The organism is Thalassovita mediterranea, from assembly GCF_001458435.1.
In the GTDB taxonomy this organism is placed as follows: domain Bacteria; phylum Pseudomonadota; class Alphaproteobacteria; order Rhodobacterales; family Rhodobacteraceae; genus Thalassobius; species Thalassobius mediterraneus.
Window position 1 is genome coordinate 1 of record NZ_CYSF01000015.1, and the last position, 17,556, is coordinate 17,556.

Annotated in this window: 17 protein-coding genes and 1 tRNA gene; 10 read left to right on the forward strand and 8 right to left on the reverse strand. The window is 59.7% G+C overall.

Annotated elements, in window-relative coordinates; all coding sequences use genetic code 11:
* Nucleotides 1–1,054: 1,054 nt before the first annotated feature.
* From urtA to urtE, 5 genes are all read left to right on the forward strand, one after another.
* Entirely contained in the window at nucleotides 1,055–2,335 is a 1,281-nt protein-coding gene (gene urtA, locus TM5383_RS13085) for an urea ABC transporter substrate-binding protein (RefSeq protein ID WP_058319501.1), read from the forward strand.
* A gap of 72 nt (nucleotides 2,336–2,407) precedes the next feature.
* Entirely contained in the window at nucleotides 2,408–4,372 is a 1,965-nt protein-coding gene (urtB, locus tag TM5383_RS13090) for an urea ABC transporter permease subunit UrtB (protein ID WP_058319502.1), read from the forward strand.
* A gap of 193 nt (nucleotides 4,373–4,565) precedes the next feature.
* Entirely contained in the window at nucleotides 4,566–5,738 is a 1,173-nt protein-coding gene (urtC, locus tag TM5383_RS13095; protein ID WP_058319503.1) for an urea ABC transporter permease subunit UrtC, read from the forward strand.
* Nucleotides 5,735–6,475 (forward strand): urea ABC transporter ATP-binding protein UrtD, encoded by a 741-nt coding sequence (gene urtD / locus TM5383_RS13100; protein ID WP_058319504.1) that lies wholly within the window; start codon nucleotides 5,735–5,737, stop codon nucleotides 6,473–6,475. The genes urtC and urtD overlap by 4 nt, the downstream gene beginning before the upstream one ends.
* Nucleotides 6,476–6,478: 3 nt before the next feature.
* Complete coding sequence (gene urtE / locus TM5383_RS13105) at nucleotides 6,479–7,174, forward strand: urea ABC transporter ATP-binding subunit UrtE (protein ID WP_058319505.1); 696 nt, start codon at nucleotides 6,479–6,481, stop codon at nucleotides 7,172–7,174.
* Between the two features lie 6 nt (nucleotides 7,175–7,180).
* Here urtE and TM5383_RS13110 read toward each other — a convergent pair whose 3' ends face one another.
* The 4 genes from TM5383_RS13110 to TM5383_RS13125 form a co-directional block, all read right to left on the reverse strand.
* Nucleotides 7,181–7,792, reverse strand: a complete 612-nt coding sequence (locus tag TM5383_RS13110) for a glutathione S-transferase family protein (RefSeq protein WP_058319506.1) — start codon at nucleotides 7,790–7,792, stop codon at nucleotides 7,181–7,183.
* 111 nt (nucleotides 7,793–7,903) lie between these two features.
* Nucleotides 7,904–8,692 carry an enoyl-CoA hydratase gene (locus TM5383_RS13115; protein ID WP_058319507.1) on the reverse strand — a complete coding sequence of 263 codons (789 nt, stop codon included), beginning with the start codon at nucleotides 8,690–8,692 and terminating at the stop codon, nucleotides 7,904–7,906.
* Between the two features lie 204 nt (nucleotides 8,693–8,896).
* The gene (locus TM5383_RS13120; protein WP_058319508.1) at nucleotides 8,897–9,517 is read right to left on the reverse strand and encodes a 2-hydroxychromene-2-carboxylate isomerase; all 621 of its coding nucleotides are present in this window, start codon (nucleotides 9,515–9,517) and stop codon (nucleotides 8,897–8,899) included.
* Nucleotides 9,518–9,527: 10 nt separating this feature from the next.
* Nucleotides 9,528–10,265 (reverse strand): SDR family oxidoreductase, encoded by a 738-nt coding sequence (locus TM5383_RS13125; RefSeq protein ID WP_058319509.1) that lies wholly within the window; start codon nucleotides 10,263–10,265, stop codon nucleotides 9,528–9,530.
* 169 nt (nucleotides 10,266–10,434) lie between these two features.
* Between TM5383_RS13125 and TM5383_RS13130 the strand changes: the two genes are divergently transcribed.
* On the forward strand, nucleotides 10,435–10,908 hold the full coding sequence (locus TM5383_RS13130; protein ID WP_076400121.1) for a winged helix-turn-helix transcriptional regulator: 474 nt from the start codon (nucleotides 10,435–10,437) through the stop codon (nucleotides 10,906–10,908).
* A gap of 44 nt (nucleotides 10,909–10,952) precedes the next feature.
* Here TM5383_RS13130 and TM5383_RS13135 read toward each other — a convergent pair.
* The 4 genes from TM5383_RS13135 to TM5383_RS13150 all read right to left on the reverse strand — a co-directional run bounded on the left by TM5383_RS13135 (nucleotide 10,953) and on the right by TM5383_RS13150 (nucleotide 14,686).
* Nucleotides 10,953–11,028, reverse strand: a tRNA-Thr gene (locus tag TM5383_RS13135).
* Nucleotides 11,029–11,074: 46 nt separating this feature from the next.
* The gene (locus TM5383_RS13140; RefSeq protein WP_058319511.1) at nucleotides 11,075–12,613 is read right to left on the reverse strand and encodes a heme biosynthesis protein HemY; all 1,539 of its coding nucleotides are present in this window, start codon (nucleotides 12,611–12,613) and stop codon (nucleotides 11,075–11,077) included.
* A gap of 10 nt (nucleotides 12,614–12,623) precedes the next feature.
* On the reverse strand, nucleotides 12,624–13,901 hold the full coding sequence (locus TM5383_RS13145; protein WP_058319512.1) for a COG4223 family protein: 1,278 nt from the start codon (nucleotides 13,899–13,901) through the stop codon (nucleotides 12,624–12,626).
* Nucleotides 13,902–13,960: 59 nt separating this feature from the next.
* Nucleotides 13,961–14,686, reverse strand: a complete 726-nt coding sequence (locus TM5383_RS13150) for a uroporphyrinogen-III synthase (RefSeq protein WP_058319513.1) — start codon at nucleotides 14,684–14,686, stop codon at nucleotides 13,961–13,963.
* A gap of 80 nt (nucleotides 14,687–14,766) precedes the next feature.
* Between TM5383_RS13150 and tsaD the strand changes: the two genes are divergently transcribed.
* Genes tsaD through TM5383_RS13170 form a run of 4 tightly spaced genes read left to right on the forward strand, consistent with a single transcriptional unit; the run spans nucleotide 14,767 to nucleotide 17,526 of the window.
* Nucleotides 14,767–15,864, forward strand: coding sequence for a tRNA (adenosine(37)-N6)-threonylcarbamoyltransferase complex transferase subunit TsaD (tsaD, locus tag TM5383_RS13155; RefSeq protein ID WP_058319514.1), 1,098 nt, complete (start codon nucleotides 14,767–14,769; stop codon nucleotides 15,862–15,864).
* Complete coding sequence (locus TM5383_RS13160; protein WP_058319515.1) at nucleotides 15,861–16,823, forward strand: NAD(P)H-dependent glycerol-3-phosphate dehydrogenase; 963 nt, start codon at nucleotides 15,861–15,863, stop codon at nucleotides 16,821–16,823. Before tsaD ends, TM5383_RS13160 begins: the two co-directional genes overlap by 4 nt.
* A 2-nt stretch (nucleotides 16,824–16,825) precedes the next feature.
* Entirely contained in the window at nucleotides 16,826–17,098 is a 273-nt protein-coding gene (locus tag TM5383_RS13165; RefSeq protein ID WP_058319516.1) for a YciI family protein, read from the forward strand.
* Nucleotides 17,098–17,526, forward strand: a complete 429-nt coding sequence (locus TM5383_RS13170; protein ID WP_058319575.1) for an EVE domain-containing protein — start codon at nucleotides 17,098–17,100, stop codon at nucleotides 17,524–17,526. The genes TM5383_RS13165 and TM5383_RS13170 overlap by 1 nt, the downstream gene beginning before the upstream one ends.
* The last annotated feature ends 30 nt before the right edge of the window (nucleotides 17,527–17,556 follow it).

The following is a 17,556-nucleotide window of genomic DNA, read 5'->3' on the forward strand; positions in this document are numbered from 1 at the left end:
GACTTGGAAATGATCCAACCGGCTGGTTGGATCGTTCTCTGTTTGTGACATCAGTACCAAAAGATACCGAAAGCCGACAAACAGTGAAGCTGACTATCCATCATCGAACCGAAGTTCTAGGTAGTTGATATATGTGCAGTCATTCATTCATCGAATGAACCAAACCGCCCACATATCTCTTCAGATACCATCAATGTCAAAGAGCGTGGCAACAACTTGCGTCATCACCAGAGACAAAAACCAACCGACTGCGCTAAATCTTTCTAGCGCCGCCCGCTCATCACTGCCTCATTTTCTTCACTTCCGAACCCTCCAGAGTGTACCTCCGTAGCGCCGTCCGCTGCCCCGTTGTGCGCCTCAGCGCCGCCGGTGAAGGGGGTTCTAAGGTTATTCCAAACCACCCGCAAGCGCTTTTTACAGAAAAAACCAAAAAACATGAAAGTTTTTTGTAAACTTAATAAAACCAGATGCTTACAGAATTTGTTTTCGCAAACAAAAACAGCACTCAAGGTAAGGAGCCAAGCAAGACTGGTGGAGAACAGGGGAATCCCAGCGAGTCCAGCTATGACTCGGGGGGAGAGTCGCGAAAATGGGGGCAGAATCCGACTCGGACCGGGGTAATGATTCCGCGAATTTGGCCGACTCGATTTCGAAAACCCGGCTCCCCCCCACAATAAGGAGCGATTTTCCCACGCAGCGACGCGCGTTTTCAGGGTAATTGCTGCATTGCAGCGGCAAAAATCATGTCTTTTGTGCCAGTTTATTGGTCAAATTCGACTTCGCCGCCCAAATTTCACCCAACACAACGGTAAATCCACGGCACTCCGCCCAGACAAACTGCCCAAAACCTCAGCAAGAGGGTTGGCTGTGCCTGCCTGCGGGACAGTCAAACGGGACATCAGGGAACGCGGGTGTGTGGCGACCATACGATTTGGAACCTCGGTACAGCCGCCACACGGATCGCAACATAAGTTGCGGGGACAGGTAAGGCGAAAGGTTGACTACACGCAAGTCGAGACGCGCCACCTTTATATGAGCCCCGCAGGAGGACTGCATGAAACTCTTGAAATCCACTCTGGCCGGCTCGCTTGTCTTTGCTTCGCTCACTGGCGCGGCCCTGGCGGCCGAAGACACCATTAAAGTTGGCGTACTGCATTCGCTGTCCGGCACCATGGCCATTTCGGAAACCACCCTGAAGGACACCATGCTGATGCTGATCGACCAGCAGAACGCAAAGGGCGGCCTTTTGGGCAAACAGCTGGAAGCGGTTGTTGTTGACCCCGCATCGGATTGGCCGCTGTTTGCCGAAAAGGCGCGCGAGCTGCTGACCGTGCATGAGGTCGACGTGATCTTTGGCAACTGGACCTCGGTTTCGCGTAAATCCGTGCTGCCGGTGATCGAAGAGCTGAATGGCCTGCTGTTCTATCCGGTACAGTATGAAGGTGAGGAATCGTCGAAGAACGTCTTCTACACCGGTGCTGCCCCGAACCAGCAAGCGATCCCCGCCACCGACTACTTCCTTGAAGAGCTGGGCGTAGAGAAGTTTGCACTCTTGGGCACCGACTATGTGTACCCGCGCACCACCAACAACATTCTGGAAAGCTACCTGAAGGGTAAAGGCATCGCCGACGAAGACATCTTCGTGAACTACACCCCCTTCGGCCATTCCGACTGGTCGAAAATCGTGGCCGACGTTGTCGCCCTGGGTGCGGATGGGAAAAAGGTTGGCGTGATCTCCACCATCAACGGCGACGCCAACATCGGCTTCTATAAGGAACTGGCGGCCGCAGGCATTTCCGCAGATGACATTCCTGTTGTCGCCTTCTCCGTTGGGGAAGAAGAGCTGGCGGGTCTGGATACATCGAACCTCGTCGGCCATCTGGCGGCGTGGAACTACTTCCAGTCCGCCGATAGCGAAGTGAACGCCTCTTTCGTGGACACATGGAAAGCGAGCATGGGCGAAGAGCGCGTCACCAACGACCCGATGGAAGCGCATTACATCGGCTTTAACATGTGGGTGAACGCCGCAACCGAAGCAGGCAGCACAGACGTGGATGCTGTACGCGCGAAAATGTACGGGCAGGAATACCCGAACCTGACCGGCGGCACCGCGGTTATGCTGCCGAACCACCACCTGGCGAAACCGGTTCTGATCGGTGAGATTCAGGAAGACGGTCAGTTCGACATCATCAGCCAGACCACCGAGGTCGCCGGTGACGCATGGACCGACTATCTGCCGGAATCCGCTGTCCTGAAATCGGATTGGAAAGATCTGGGCTGCGGTATGTACAACACCGAGACCAAGACCTGCGTTCAAACCCTGTCGAACTACTAAGACACGGTTTCATCGAACCATGGGGAGGGGGCAACCGCCCCCTTCCACCCCCCAGACGGAAGTTCCCCCGACATGAGACATATATATGTGGCGATCTGGACCCTCGCGGCCCTGTTGCTTTCCTGTGTCAGCCTCAGCGCTCAAACCGCAGATAGCACGGCCATTCAGCCCCTGTTACAGCAGCATCAGGCGGTGATTTCCAAATCCTCGCGCAAGACGATCGGCCCGGCGATTGACGCCATTGCCGCCAGCGGCTTGCCGCAGGCGCAGCAGGTTCTGCAGGTCTGGGCGGCCAAGGATATGTGGATGCGTAAATCCGACGGCCACTTCTTCATCGGGGAGAAGGTCGAGGGCAAAACGTACCGTCTGACCGATTTTGACAGCGGTGATGTGGTGGGGGAGTTTCAGAAGGGGGATCTGAAACAGCTAAAACCCAACAGCGGCATCCGCGCCCTGATCGCCACCGCGCTGGTGCAGTTCCAATTGACCGACCCTGACCCTGCCGCCCGCGCCGATGCGCTGCAATCCATTGCGCGTGATCCGTCCGCCGATCAGCTGGCGCCCCTGCGTGCGTCGATCAATGGCGAAGCGGATGCAGCATTGGCCGCGCAGAAGCTGCGGCTGGAACGCCTGCTGACCATCCGCTTTGGCGCCAGTGACGCCGAACGTATCGGCGCGATTGAGGATATGGCGGGCGATCTGGGCGTTGATCTGCGCGCCACGCTTAATCCCGTTGTCGCCACTGTGCGCGAAGCGGCGCCCGCGCTGCCGGACGCAAACATCGCCAAAACGCTGACAATTGGCGAAGACATCACTTCAACTGATGCCTACGCCCTACTGGTCGCCGCCAAACTGGCCCCTGCGCCGGTCAGCGACGATGCGATCCGCACCGCCCTTGCCGACCATATGGACGGTGGCCGCGTCGGTGACGTGCCGGTTGCGCAATTGTCTGACCCCGCCCAGCGCCTAAAGGCCTACGCGGGTTTAGCCGACGCTGGCAAGGTTGCCCCGCTGGTGAGTGAGGCCGACATCGCACAGGCGCTGGCCAGCCACGTTATATATGACCGCTATCTGGACCCATCCCCTGCCGTCACCGCAGCCGCCGCCAAGTCGCTGAAGGGTATTGAGGTAAAAGTGGCCCTGAACCAAACTCTGGATCTGGGGCTGGATGCGCTATCGCTCGCCTCGATCTATTTCCTTGCCGCGATCGGTCTGGCGATTACGTTTGGTGTGATGGGCGTCATTAATATGGCCCATGGCGAATTTATCATGATGGGCGCCTACACCGGCTATGTGGTGCAACAGATCGTGCCCGATCACACCCTTTCGATCCTGATCGCCATTCCCACCGCCTTTGCCGTTACCTTCGCCGCCGGTGTGGCGATGGAACGACTGGTGATCCGTCATCTCTATGCACGCCCGCTGGAAACGCTGCTGGCAACCTTCGGGATTTCCATCGCGCTGCAACAGCTGGCCAAGAACATCTTTGGCACGCAGGCCCGCCCGCTGACCGCGCCCGGCTGGCTGGATGGCGCGTGGGTGATGAATGATGTGGTATCGATCAGCTATATCCGCATCGCCATCTTTGTGCTGGCGCTGATCTTCCTCGCCGTATTCCTGTTCATCATGAAACGCACGCGCCTTGGCCTCGACACCCGCGCGGTGACGCAGAACCCGGCGATGGCCGCGCAAATGGGGATCAACCCCGGTCGGGTCAACATGCTGACCTTCGGCCTTGGCTCCGGCATTGCTGGCGTCGCAGGCGTGGCCATTGGGCTGTTTGCCAAAGTCACATCGGAACTGGGCAGCGATTATATCGTGCAAAGCTTCATGACCGTGGTAGTCGGCGGTGTCGGCAACATCTGGGGCACACTGGCAGGCGCCGCGCTGATCGGGTTCCTGCAAAAAGGGATCGAATGGCTGAACCCGTCGAACACGCTGGCGGCACAGACCTACATGATCATCTTTATCATCATCTTCATCCAATTCCGGCCACGGGGCATCATCGCCCTCAAAGGCCGCGCGGCGGGGGATTGAGCGATGTACCTGCTAACTAAGGACAGCCCCCGAACCGCACGGGGCGCACATGCCACACAGACCGCCAAGGGTACCCCGCAAAACATCCCCCAAGCGCAACACGAAACGAACGAAGCCCCCGCCCCGTTGGGGGGCGGTTCGGGGACTGGCCGACCTATCGGCCGGCATGACACGACATTCGGAGGAACCGCACATGCAGCGTAGTTTCATTGCACGGAACCCTTCGGTTCTGATCTTCCTCGCCCTATTGGCGCTGTTCACCCTTGTGGTCACGGTGCTGAGCGAAGGGGCTGGTGCCGGCTTTATCTCCACCTCTTTCATCAAGACGCTGGGCAAAACGCTCTGCCTCTGCCTTATCGCTGTGGCGATGGACCTGATCTGGGGCTTTGCTGGCATCCTCAGCCTTGGCCATTTCGCTTTCTTCGGGCTGGGCGGCTATATGATCGGCATGTGGTTGATGTACGAACGCACCCGCCTGATTGTGGTGGAGTCGCTCAGCCAGACCGAGCTCCCCCCGACAGACGCAGAAGTAATCGACGCCATCGGCACGCAGATCTTCGGCGTTGTAGGATCGTCCGACTTCCCGCTGATCTGGGCCTTTGCTGACAGTCTGGTGTTGCAACTGGCGCTGGTGGTGCTGGTGCCCGGCGTACTGGCGCTGATCTTTGGCTGGTTGGCGTTTCGCAGCCGCGTCACCGGCGTGTACCTGTCGATCCTGACACAGGCGATGACGCTGGCCCTTGCGCTCTACCTGTTCCAGAACGACAGCGGCTTGCGCGGCAACAACGGGCTGTCCGGCCTGCAAAACCTGCCGGGCGTCACCGCGTCACAGGACATCGTATCGCTCTGGTTCCTTTGGGCTTCGGCCTTTGCCCTTGGCGCGGGCTACTTCCTCGCCGCTTGGGTGGTGTCGGGCAAGTTTGGATCGGTCATTCGCGGCATTCGCGACAATGAGGCGCGCGTGCGCTTCCTTGGCTATTCGGTTGAGGCGTACAAACTCGCCCTGTTCACCCTGACCGCCTGCCTCGCCGCCATTGCGGGGGCGCTTTACTACCCGCAGGCGGGCATCATCAATCCGGCAGAAATTGCACCGATCGCCTCCATCTACCTGGCAGTCTGGGTCGCCATCGGCGGGCGCGGGCGGCTTTATGGGGCTGTCATTGGCGCGGCCTTCGTCAGCCTGCTGAGCACATGGTTCACCGGCGGGCAGGCACCAGATCTGCCGCTGGGCTCATACACGGTGAAGTGGGTGGATTGGTGGCTGGTCCTGTTGGGCGTGTCCTTCGTCCTTGTGACACTCTTTGCACCCAAAGGCATCGGCGGGCTGTTTGACCTGATCCCAACCAAGAAGGGAGCAGAGGAATGAGCATGCTTCTGGAGGTGTCCGGCGTGTCGGTCAGCTTTGACGGGTTCAAGGCGATCAACAACCTCAGCTTCAACATCGGATCTAGCGAACTGCGGGCAATCATCGGCCCCAACGGTGCGGGCAAAACCACGTTTATGGATATCGTCACCGGCAAAACCCGCCCGGATGAAGGTCGGGTGATCTGGGGCGAAAAATCAGTGTCGCTGCTGAAAATGTCCGAAGCGCAGATCGCGCAATCCGGTGTGGGGCGCAAGTTTCAAAAACCCACCGTGTTTGAGGATCAGACCGTGCAGGAAAACCTGCTGGTGTCACTGAAAAACCCGCGCGGCTGGCTGTCGGTGCTGACCTATCGCCCGACGGCCGAGGATCTGGGCCGCGTCGATGCACTGGCGGAGGAGATCGGCCTAAACGATCAACTGACCCGTCTGGCGGGGGAGCTGAGCCATGGCCAAAAACAGTGGCTGGAAATCGGGATGCTGCTGGCGCAGGAACCGCGTCTGTTGCTGGTGGATGAACCGGCGGCGGGCATGACCGTCACCGAACGCCAGCACACCACCGACATTCTGGTCGAGGCCGCGAAAACCCGCGCCGTTGTGGTGGTGGAACACGATATGGAATTTGTCCGCCGCCTGAACTGCAAGGTCACCGTGCTGCACGAAGGCAGCGTTCTGGCCGAAGGATCACTGGACCACGTAACCGCAAATCAGGACGTGATCGACGTCTATCTGGGGCGCTAAGCGATGCTGACACTTGATAATCTGACGCTGCACTACGGCCATTCACAAATCCTGCACGGCGTGTCGATGCAGGCCGCGCAGGGCGAGGTCACCTGCCTGATGGGCACCAACGGTGTGGGCAAAACCAGCCTGATCAAGGCGATCGCTGGCACCCATGCGCGATCCGGTGGCGATATGACACTGGATGGTGAAGCGCTGCCGGTGCTGCCGCCACACGCGCTGGCCCGCAAAGGCATCGCCACCGTGCCACAGGGCCGCGATGTGTTTCCGCTGCTGACGGTGACGGAAAACCTGCAAACGGGGTTTGCCTGCCTGCCCCGCGATCAGCATTTTATCCCGGATGAGATCTATGAGCTGTTTCCGGTTCTGAAAAAGATGCAGAACCGCCGTGGCGGCGACCTGTCGGGCGGACAGCAGCAGCAGTTGGCCATCGCCCGCGCACTGATCACCAAACCCAAGCTTTTGTTGCTGGATGAACCAACAGAGGGCATTCAGCCCAACATCATCCAGCAAATCGGTGAAGTGATCCGCCACCTGCGCAGCCAAGGCACCATGGCGATTGTGCTGGTCGAACAGTATTTCGATTTCGCCTACGATCTTGCCGACCGTTTCACCGTGCTACGCCGTGGCGAGGTGATCCTGCAGGGTGACAAAAACACCGTCACCCGTGACACGGTGCTGGCAGGCGTGTCGGTCTAAGCAGGATTAATTCCCGCCACCTGCCGCCACAGCCCGCTGATAGGCGGGGCGGGCCATCATCGCATGGGCAAATGCGGTGAGGCGGGGAAACTCCTCCTCCCGGCCCATGCGCAGCACGCTCATCGCGGGGAAGCTCAGCATAATGTCCACCGCCGACAGCTGATCCAGCACGAAGTGGCCAGAGGGGCGCAGGCTGTCCTCCATGAACTGTAGGTGGTTTGTCACCTCTGACTGGATGCGTGGCTGCAACGGCGCGCCCGCATCGCCCAAAGTGCCGACGTAGATCTGCAACAATAGTGGGATCATCGCCGATCCTTCGGCGAAGTGCATCATCTCCAGATGCTCCAAGTAAGCGGCGGTTCCCTGCGCAGGCACCATCTGGGGACCGTGCAGCGCACAAAGATATTCGACAATGGCACCGGATTCCGCCAACCGCTGACCGTCAATTTCTACCACCGGCGATTTACCAAGGGGATGAAACTGCAACAACTCCGGCGGGGCCAGACGGGTCACCGCGTCACGTTCATAGCGCTGCACCTGATAGGGCAGGCCCAACTCTTCCAGCAGCCATAGGATCCGCAGGGAACGAGACTGCGACAGATGGTGAACCTTGATCATGATGGGCCTGCTTTCTGAAAAGACGTCGGATGAAACGACAAAGCGCCCCCAATTTGGGGACGCTTTTCATATGGTTGCCCGCGCTAGGTCGGGCAAGGTTGACGTTGCAGATCACGCAACCGGAATGTTCGAAAAATCCGGTTCGCGTTTTTCCATAAAGGCGCGGGCGGCTTCGGCAAATTCGGGACCTTTCAGACCTTCAAAGAACTGTTTGAATTCCAGTTCGATCCGTTCATCCAGCGCCTCACCGGACACATCCCGCAGCAAGGCCCGCGATTTCATCATCGCGCCCAACGGCTGTTTGACCAGTGCTGCAACTGCCTTTTCCGCTGCGGCGGCAACCTCCGCCTGCGGCATCGAATTGGATACCATGCCCAGCGCCTCTGCCTCGGCGGCGCTGAACAGACGCCCCAGCAGAACCAGCTCTGCCGCTTTGGCCGCGCCCATCAGGCGGGGCAGCAGGTAGGACGATCCCGCCTCTGGCACCACGCCAAGGTTCACGAAAGGCATGCGGAACTTGGTATCATCCGCCGCATAGATGATGTCGCAATGCAGCAGCATGGTGACCCCGATGCCCACGGCCAGACCTTCGACCTGTGCGACGATGGGCTTGGGGAATTTCACCAGCGACCGCACGAATTGCACCGGCGCGGGCAGTTCACCCTTGGGCGCGTTGAAGCCGTTGACATCATTGCCGGACGAAAACACGCCGCCGGTGCCACGCAACAGAACCGCACGAATGCTATGATCCGTGGCAGCCGCATCCAGCGCCTCTTTCATTTGCAGGTACATTTCGCAGGTGATGGCGTTTTTCTTGGTCAGGTTATCCATCGTCAGACGCAGGACACCGTCCTCACGTTCCACAATAACCTGAGCCTGAGGTGCGCTGGCGTTTGTCATATTGAATACTCCAATGTCGATCCAAAGCGCCGCGTTTCCCAAGGCGCAGGTCGGACCGTTTCCTCCGATGATGTGTCGGTGATAACCGGATAACGGCCAGATTGCTTCTGGTTCGTTGCGTCAATCGTCCACGGCACACCAAAACGGGCGCCGGTTCATGCCCCGCGCCCGCCTATTTCATGCATTGAGGGTAACGCCTGCGCGTTAACCGGCTACCGTCAGCTGCGCGACGATCTCTTCCTCGACCTGGGTCAACCGTTCCTTGCCAAAGTACATTTCGTCCCCGACGAAGAAACAGGGCATGCCGAAGGCGCCGCGTTCAACCGCCGCAGTGGTGTTGGCCTTCAGCCCTTCCTTCACCTCTGGCGCCTGGGCCAGTTCCAACAGCTGCGCCCCATCCAAACCAGCGTCATCCATCACCTGAACAAACACCTGCGGGTCGTCCATTTTCAGGCTTTTTTCCCACATCGCCGCCCATCCGGCGTCCATATACTGTTCATGCACCCCCAACTGCTGCGCCGCGACAGCTGCCCGCATCATCAACAGAGTGTTTACAGGGAAGTGCGTGTTGAGTTGATACTCCGTCAGATTGTGACGTTTCACAAAACGCGCGATTTCCAGACGCTCATATTCCATCTTGCCCTTCACTTTGCCAAAGGCAAAGGCAGGTGCCATGTTCCCCGTCGCATTAAAAATCCCGCCCAACAGACAGGGAATATAGTTGATCGACACACCTGTGCGCGCCTCAATATCGGGGATGACCTTATGGCAGAAATAGGAATTCGGGCTGCCGAAGTCATAGAGATAGTCAACAGTTACAGTCATGTGTCAGTCCTCACCATTTCTCTGACCAGGGGCGCAGGTCCAGTTCATGGGTCCAAGCGCTGCGCGGCTGGTGGTACAGCATTACGTAGTTCTGGGCGATGTGATCGGGGTTCAGGATGCCGTCCTGATCGCGCATAGCATCCACGTCAGCGAAATTGTCCCGAATGAACGAACTGTCGATTTTCCCATCAATGATCGTATGCGCCACATGCACATTCTTCGGCCCCATTTCCCGCGCCAATGATTGCGCAAAGGCGCGCAGCCCATGTTTCGCACTGGCAAATGCCGAAAAGCCCGCGCCGCCGCGCACACTGGCAGTCGCACCGGTAAAGATGATGGTGCCGCGGCCACGATCCTGCATCCGCTTGGCTGCTTCGCGTCCCATAAGGAAACCCGCGAAACAGGCCATTTCCCACACCTTGCTGAACACCCGCGACGTGGTGTCGGTCACGTTAAATATGACATTGGCGCCAATGTTGAAGACCGCAACCTCGATCGGGCCAACCTCTGCCTCGATCTGGTCGAACAGATCAATCATCACATCCTCTTTGCGCGCATCCGCTGGATAGGCACGGGCATCATACCCCTCATCACGGATAGACTGCGCCAATGCTTCCAGCGCATCCGCATGACGGTCACGGCGCACCAAACAGGACACCAGACCATCACGCGCAAACGCCCGCGCGATACCGGCCCCGGTGTCGTCCCCTGCCCCAATAATGAGGCAAACGCCCCTCTTTTCTGACATGACGTCCTCCTCCAGTTCGCTGGCCCCCAAAGCTCCCCCTTCAAAGGCCCGCACAAACAAATGCTTGAATACAGCACCTGCAATTTTAGTATCATTTTTAAACCTAAGTGGGTTTGACGCACCGGATCAACGGTCTTACTTATCAATTAGGGTATGACGTTAGGGAAAAATGGCTGGTCGACACACACAAACCTGCGCACTTGCAGGGTTCCTGAATGTCTTCGGGGACGCATGGTCGCTTATGGTCGTGCGCGAGGCCCTATATGGCACAACCCGCTTTTCAGACTTTCAGCGCAACACCGGCGCCGCGCGCAACCTGTTGTCAGAACGCCTAAACACGCTGGTGGAACACGGCATTCTGGAAAAGGTGAACATCGCCAGCAAAGGCGAACGCTACGCCTATCAGCTGACCACCAAAGGCCACAGCCTGAAACCCTTGCTGGCCGCTGTCATCACCTGGAGCAACGAACACCTCTACCCCGAAGGCAGCGCCCCAAACAGGGTGGTCGACAGCGCGACTGGAACAGACTTGCATGGGTTTACCCTGACGCCCACACAAACGCAGCAGTGTGAAACCATCAAGGTCATCGCCGGCCCCGGCGCCAGTGACGCCGCGCGCAAACGTCTGGGCAAGCTGACCTGACAGCAAGTCCAGCCAGCAGAAATTCATCTAAATATCTGGAAAAATGGTGCCTCAAGAGGGACTCGAACCCCCGACCTTGTCCTTACGAAGGACCTGCTCTACCAGCTGAGCTATTGAGGCACTGTGGTGGCGGGGCTATAGCACCCCGCCGGGTCTGGGAAAAGACCTATTTTGATCCCTCATTGGCGGCCATTTTCTGTGGCGCCTCATCGGGGACGGCTTCGTCAGAAACCTCTGCTTCCACCACTTCTGCATCATCGGTGGTCAGGGGGATGATCTCTGCCTCGGGCAGCTCTTCGGACACGTCCGACTGATCCTCAACCGCACCGACGATCAGGGGCAGCATGTCCACACCGGTCACGCTGTCACCGGCCCCCTCAGTACCCGCGGGCGGAACCTGCCAGCTAAGGGTATCAAAGGCCTGACAGTTGCCGCACACCGGCGCCCAGTCGCTGTGGATGTTGTGGCAGTTGCCACAGACCCACTGCGGACCACGCGGGGCAGACAGGGCTTGGGTCAAACGCGCCTTAACCACGGTGTCAGACGCGCCTTCGCCACGTTCAACAGCGGCCATCACGGTCAGCACACGGCTGTCGGGGTCGCTGTCCACCAGATCGCCCAGCGCCTTGCGGGCGGCGGGGAAATCCTCGGCAGCGATGTTCAGTTCCGCCAGCACCAGACGGCTTTCGCGGTGATCGGGCATCAGACGCAGTAGCGGCTGGAACCGTTTCAAGCGTGCTGCCGGATCCTCCTCCGGGGCAATCGCGGCAAAGGCCGCGGCCAAATCAGGATGAGGCTGTGCGGCCCAAGTTTTCTTGATCAGCTTGGCGGCTTTGCGGGCCTGCCCCTTTTCGATCATGTTGCGCGCGGCCAATGCAGCGGCGGGCACCAGATCGGGGGACTGACGGTTTGCCTCCACCGCGGCCTCCAGCGCTGTCGCGTCCTGCCCCTCGGCCAAGATCGCCTTCGCCTCTGACAGGGCCAGAACGGCATCGCGGCGTTTGTGCACATCACGCGGCAGGGTGCCCTGTTTCAGCTTCAGCGTCAGGGTGTTGCGCGCACCGGACCAATCCTGCGCACGGGTTTGCAGATCCAACAGCGTGTCCTGCACACCCACATGTTTCGGGCGTAGCGCAATGGCCTTTTCGGCCAATTGGCGCGCCACCTCTTCCTCACCCGCGGCGAGTTTCTGGTTCATGATACCACGCACACCGACAAAACGGGTGCTGTCATCCTTCAGCAGGCGTTTATAGACCTCTTCGGCCTTTTTACTGTCACCCGCCATCTCTGCCGCCTGCGCAGTCAGAAGGTTGGTCAGCTCAGGACGGCGCAGGAATTTCTCAGCCTTGCTGGCCTGACGCATCGCAGCGCGCGGTTCACCAGAGGCCAGCGCCATCATCCCATCGGTCAGCGCCTGATAGCCTTTGCGTTCGCGGTTGCGATCGAAATAACGGCTCAGCGCGGTTTCATCGCCGTTGATGAACTTCAACACCGCAACCGTCAGCGAAGCGAGTTTCAGCAGAACCCACAGCGCGGTGACCAGAACCACCAGACCAATCGCCGTACCCAGTGGGGTCAGCGTCATTTCGACCCCGGCAAAGGCGATGCGCACACCGCCGTCGATTTGCATCAGGTAATCCGCGCCCAGCGTGACAGCAGCAACGAAGAGGACAAAAACAACAATTTTAGTAAGCGACCACAGCATCGGATCCTCCTCAGTTAGTCTTCAGGGACTGGCGCAATTCAGCCAGTGCCGTTTCAGCGGCCAAGGTCTGGGCAACCGACGCCACCCACGGGCCCATCACAGCCGCCGCTGCCTCTGGCAATGCCTCTGCCTCGGCCAAAGTGGCGGGCAGATCGCCAGATTTCAGCGCCGCCTCAACACGGGACAGAACCGCATCGGCGCTATCCCCCTCTTGTGGTGTCAACGACCGCACGCCCAACTGTTCCTTTAGGAAGTTCACAGCCCCCGCGCCGCCGCCAGACGCACGATCCGCTGCCAGCGCCTGACGCGCCAGATCGGGAAATGCCTCTTGCAGGCCTGCAACACTGGGCACACCCGCGCGCACTGCCTTCAGGGCATCAGGCACCGGCTGGCCAGCCGCCGCCAGCGCATCCAGACCGGGCGCCAGCGCAGTACCTTCGACAAACGCCTGATCCAGCAGGATCAGCGCATCGCGCGATGCTGCCGATTGTGCCTGCGCCGCAGAGACGGCCAGTTTTTCCTCAACCTCAGCACGTTGCAGCGCCATCGCCTCTTGCAGGGCGGTCAGCTCTCGCTGATAAGCGGCAATGGCTTCGGGAGCGAGTGCATTGGCGATCGGGCGTTTTTCCAGATCCCCCACCAACTGGGACAACATTTCAATGCGGGTCTGCTGTGCGGCCTGTTGGGCGGTTTGCTCAGACAGTATATCGTTCAATGCTGCAATCTCAGCGCTTTCTTCAGCATCCGCCAGTTGCGCAGCCAGCTGATCTTGCAAAGCAGCAACCACCTGTTTCTGGGCCGCCAGATCAGCGAGGATCTGATCGCGTACCGGATCTTCACCGTTGCTCAACCCGTTGGGGAACAATGTCAGCGCAGCGCCTGCACCGATCGCGGCCGCAATAACACCGCCCAGAACCATCGGCACAAAGCCACCACGTTTTGCTGGGGCCGGCGAAGGTGCGGCAACAGGTGTAGGTTCCGCCTCAGGTGTTTCGGATACGGGTTCAGCGGTTTCCTCAACCTCAGCGGTATCTTCAACTTCGACCGCCTCAGCATCCGCAGGGTCCGCTTCATCAAGCGCAGCCTCTTCGTCTGTGGCCTGGACTTCTTCGCCTGCAGGCGATGCCTCCGTGTCTTGCGATAGCTCTACGGAGCCATCGTCCTCTTCAGTACCATCCTCGACAGCGTCAGTCACATCTGCCGTATCTTGATCAGATGTTTCTTGATCGTGGGTTGTCTCTTCGGTTTCAACAACTTGGCCGTCGTCGGAGGTCTTGGGATCGGACACCTGGGCCTTCCTTTCGATTCTCAAATATTTAACTGTCTACAGATGTAAGGCTAAACGCCTTAGATTTCACCCTCAAGACCCCGTAGTTCACGCAACTGTCGCCTTATACTATCGATCATTAAGGGTGCCTCAGGACTAGGCACAACGTCGCATTGCGCCAACTTTATCGGCCGCAGCGCATCCGCCACCGCATTGCTAAACACCGAAACATACAACGGTGCACGTAATTGCACCCGCGCACAGGCCTTGGCAAACAATGCCGCACTGCGCGGAGAGAACAGTGCAACCATCAGTTTTTCCGGCATTTCCAAGCGTTTTTCCATCGCAGTATCAAAGTGTTGAGCGACCTGTTCATATGAAACGGTTTCACCCGTAGGCACCCCCGCAGCGGTCAGACGTGCCGCCAGATCACCGCGCGCATGGCGACCACGGATATGATGCAAACCGCCCTGAAACGTGCCCGCAGCATGATCGGCCATAATCCGCCGGAACAACGCCTCTGCATCGCCATCAGCCGCGCGGGTCACATATCCGGCCCGTTGTGCCGCTGCGTCAGTTGCCGCTCCCACCACGTAGGCCAACCGCCCTGCCCCATCCGGCAGCGCCCATACGCCATTGCGGGATGTGAAAATAACCGCCTGATCCTGTGCCAGTACAGGGACCGGTAAAACCTCAATCCGCATCAAGGGCGCGATCAACGGCTCCACCTCCACCCCCGCTGCCTGCAGCTGGGCGGCAAAGCGGACGCTGTCTGCCTCTGGCCGGGTCAACAAGAGCTGTACCATTTTGCCTGCCGGGATTGTTTGAGCCTGCCTGCGGTGTTACCTGCCTATCGGTAGTCTTGCAACGATTGGGACAATGCGCCGTGACGGATACACTGACAGTTCTGGGTCTGGAGAGCAGCTGTGACGACACAGCCGCCGCCGTGGTGCGCCATACTTTGGGTGAGATGCCAGAGGTCCTAGCCTCCACCGTATACGGTCAGACCGATCTGCACGCCGCCTTTGGCGGTGTGGTGCCTGAAATCGCCGCCCGCGCCCATGCAGAGAAGATCGACGTTTGTGTGCGTCAGGCGATGGATCAGGCCAACGTGGGGTTTGACCAGATCGACGCCATCGCCGTCACCGCTGGCCCGGGCCTGATCGGCGGCGTGTTGTCCGGCGTGATGTGCGCCAAGGGGCTGTCTGCCGCGACGGGCAAGCCGCTGGTGGGGGTGAACCATCTGGCCGGTCACGCGCTGACACCTCGACTGACGGATCAGACCGCTTTTCCCTACCTGATGCTGTTGGTATCCGGCGGGCATTGCCAATTCCTGATCGCCCACGGGCCTGAACAGTTCACCCGTCTGGGCGGCACCATTGACGATGCCCCGGGCGAGGCGTTTGATAAAACCGCACGCCTGTTGGGCCTGCCGCAACCGGGCGGCCCGTCGGTGGAACACGCGGCGAAATCTGGCGATCCCAAACGTTGGCGTATGCCGCGCCCACTGTTGGATCGGGCGGGGTGTGACATGTCATTTTCTGGCCTGAAAACCGCAATCCTGCGCGCACGGGACGAGGTTGTGGCAGCCAAAGGCGGGCTGACCGAACAGGACCGCTGCGATCTGGCGGCCAGCTTTCAGGCGGCTGTGACGGACGTTCTGGCAGAGAAAACCCGCCGCGCATTGGAGCTCTATTTGGCGGAAAACCCGACCACACCGACCATTGCCGTCGCCGGTGGTGTTGCCGCCAACCAAACCATACGCACCCGTCTGGAACAGGTCTGCGCCGAACATGGCACTGCCTTCACCGCGCCGCCCTTGGCGCTGTGCACAGACAACGCCGCAATGATCGCCTATGCGGGGATGGAACGGTTTCGTCTGGGCCACACGGACGACATGACACTGGTGGCCCGCCCGCGCTGGCCGCTGGATAAAACGGCACCCGCGCTGCTGGGATCCGGCAAGAAAGGGGCGAAGGCATGATTGCGGTTTGCGGATCCGGCGCCTTTGGCACCGCACTGGCCATTTCCATCGCGGCGAAGGGGACCGAGGTGCTGCTCTGGGCGCGGGATGCGGGCCATGTGGCGGAAATGGCAACGGCGGGTGAAAACAGCCGCCGCCTGCCCGGCCTGCCCTTCCCCGCCACCCTGCGCGTGACCGCTGACATCACCGATATACCTGCCGACGTGCCGGTGCTGCTGTCGATCCCGATGCAGAAACTGCGCGCAATGATGCAGGAACACGCCGCAACGCTAGCACATCGCCCGCTGGTCGCCTGCTGCAAGGGAGTGGAACTGTCCACCGGCCTTGGCCCCACCGCGTTGATCGCCGAACTGATCCCCAGCGCCACGCCTGCGGTGCTAACCGGCCCCAGTTTCGCCGCCGACATCGCCCGTGGCCTGCCCACCGCGATTACGCTGGCCTGCGCCGATGCCGACCTTGGCGCAACCTTGCAGGAACAGATCAGCACCCCCACCCTGCGCCTTTATCGCACCACCGATACCACCGGCGCGGAACTGGGCGGGGCACTGAAAAACGTCATCGCCATCGCGGCAGGCACTGTGATGGGTGCAGGCCTTGGCGACAGTGCGCGCGCGGCAATCATGACACGCGGCTATGCGGAAATGCAGCGGATGGCATTGGCATTGGGCGCGCAGGCGGAAACGTTGGCGGGGCTGTCTGGGTTCGGTGATCTGACGCTGACATGCACATCGGACCTGTCACGCAACTACCGCTTTGGCCTGTCACTTGGCCGCGGCGATGGGTTTGATCCCGCCATCACCGTCGAAGGCGCCGCCACCGCCCGCGCTGTGCTAGAACGCGCCGAAGCGATGCAAATCGATATGCCTATCACTGCGGCTGTGGTCGCGCTACTGTCAGGCAAATACGACCTTGGCGACCTGATCAACGGGTTGCTTTCACGTCCCTTGAAGGAGGAATAACCATGTTCATCGCCCTGATCGGTAAAGACAAACCCGGCGCGCTGGAAATCCGCAAAGCCAACCGCGACGACCATGTCGCCTACCTGAAAAGCACGGGCGTTGTGGCGCAGGCCGGACCGCTTCTGGATGATGCAGGCGAAATGTGCGGGTCGCTGGTTATTCTGGACGTCGAAGACATGGCCGCCGCCGAAGCATGGGCCGCAGCAGATCCTTATTCGCAGGCAGGTCTGTTTGCCGACGTGCAGCTGATCGCATGGAACCGGGTGATCGGCTGATGCGCTACTGGCTGTTCAAATCCGAACCCGACACATGGGGCTGGTCCCAGCAGGTTGCCAAGGGCGACGCGGGCGAGGAATGGGATGGCGTGCGCAACTACCAAGCGCGCAATTTCATGCGCGAGATGCAGATCGGCGACCGTGGTTTTTTCTATCATTCCCAGAAAGAGAAAGCGGTCGTCGGCATCATTGAGGTCTGCGCCGAGGCGCACCCTGACAGCTCCACCGATGATCCGCGCTGGGAATGCGTCGATATCCGCGCCCTTGCGCCAGTAACGCGTCCCGTCACACTGGAAGAGATCAAGGCAGAGGCGCGGCTGGCCAACATGCCCCTGGTCAAAAGCCCGCGCCTGTCAGTGCAACCCGTCGCGCCCGAGGAATGGGCGCTGATCTGTCAAATGGCAGGCGTGCCAGAGTGGGCCGAGTGATCTGAAACGCCCCATAGGACACGATTAGTA

What these genes read in the sequence shown, in the direction of transcription:
- urtA (WP_058319501.1), top strand. Translation starts at nt 1,055, where the DNA reads ATGAAACTCTTGAAATCCACTCTGGCCGGCTCGCTTGTCTTTGCTTCG.
- urtB (WP_058319502.1), top strand. Translation starts at nt 2,408, where the DNA reads ATGAGACATATATATGTGGCGATCTGGACCCTCGCGGCCCTGTTGCTT.
- urtC (WP_058319503.1), top strand. Translation starts at nt 4,566, where the DNA reads ATGCAGCGTAGTTTCATTGCACGGAACCCTTCGGTTCTGATCTTCCTC.
- urtD (WP_058319504.1), top strand. Translation starts at nt 5,735, where the DNA reads ATGAGCATGCTTCTGGAGGTGTCCGGCGTGTCGGTCAGCTTTGACGGG.
- urtE (WP_058319505.1), top strand. Translation starts at nt 6,479, where the DNA reads ATGCTGACACTTGATAATCTGACGCTGCACTACGGCCATTCACAAATC.
- TM5383_RS13110 (WP_058319506.1), bottom strand. Translation starts at nt 7,792, where the DNA reads ATGATCAAGGTTCACCATCTGTCGCAGTCTCGTTCCCTGCGGATCCTA.
- TM5383_RS13115 (WP_058319507.1), bottom strand. Translation starts at nt 8,692, where the DNA reads ATGACAAACGCCAGCGCACCTCAGGCTCAGGTTATTGTGGAACGTGAG.
- TM5383_RS13120 (WP_058319508.1), bottom strand. Translation starts at nt 9,517, where the DNA reads ATGACTGTAACTGTTGACTATCTCTATGACTTCGGCAGCCCGAATTCC.
- TM5383_RS13125 (WP_058319509.1), bottom strand. Translation starts at nt 10,265, where the DNA reads ATGTCAGAAAAGAGGGGCGTTTGCCTCATTATTGGGGCAGGGGACGAC.
- TM5383_RS13130 (WP_076400121.1), top strand. Translation starts at nt 10,435, where the DNA reads ATGGCTGGTCGACACACACAAACCTGCGCACTTGCAGGGTTCCTGAAT.
- TM5383_RS13140 (WP_058319511.1), bottom strand. Translation starts at nt 12,613, where the DNA reads ATGCTGTGGTCGCTTACTAAAATTGTTGTTTTTGTCCTCTTCGTTGCT.
- TM5383_RS13150 (WP_058319513.1), bottom strand. Translation starts at nt 14,686, where the DNA reads ATGGTACAGCTCTTGTTGACCCGGCCAGAGGCAGACAGCGTCCGCTTT.
- TM5383_RS13160 (WP_058319515.1), top strand. Translation starts at nt 15,861, where the DNA reads ATGATTGCGGTTTGCGGATCCGGCGCCTTTGGCACCGCACTGGCCATT.
- TM5383_RS13165 (WP_058319516.1), top strand. Translation starts at nt 16,826, where the DNA reads ATGTTCATCGCCCTGATCGGTAAAGACAAACCCGGCGCGCTGGAAATC.
- TM5383_RS13170 (WP_058319575.1), top strand. Translation starts at nt 17,098, where the DNA reads ATGCGCTACTGGCTGTTCAAATCCGAACCCGACACATGGGGCTGGTCC.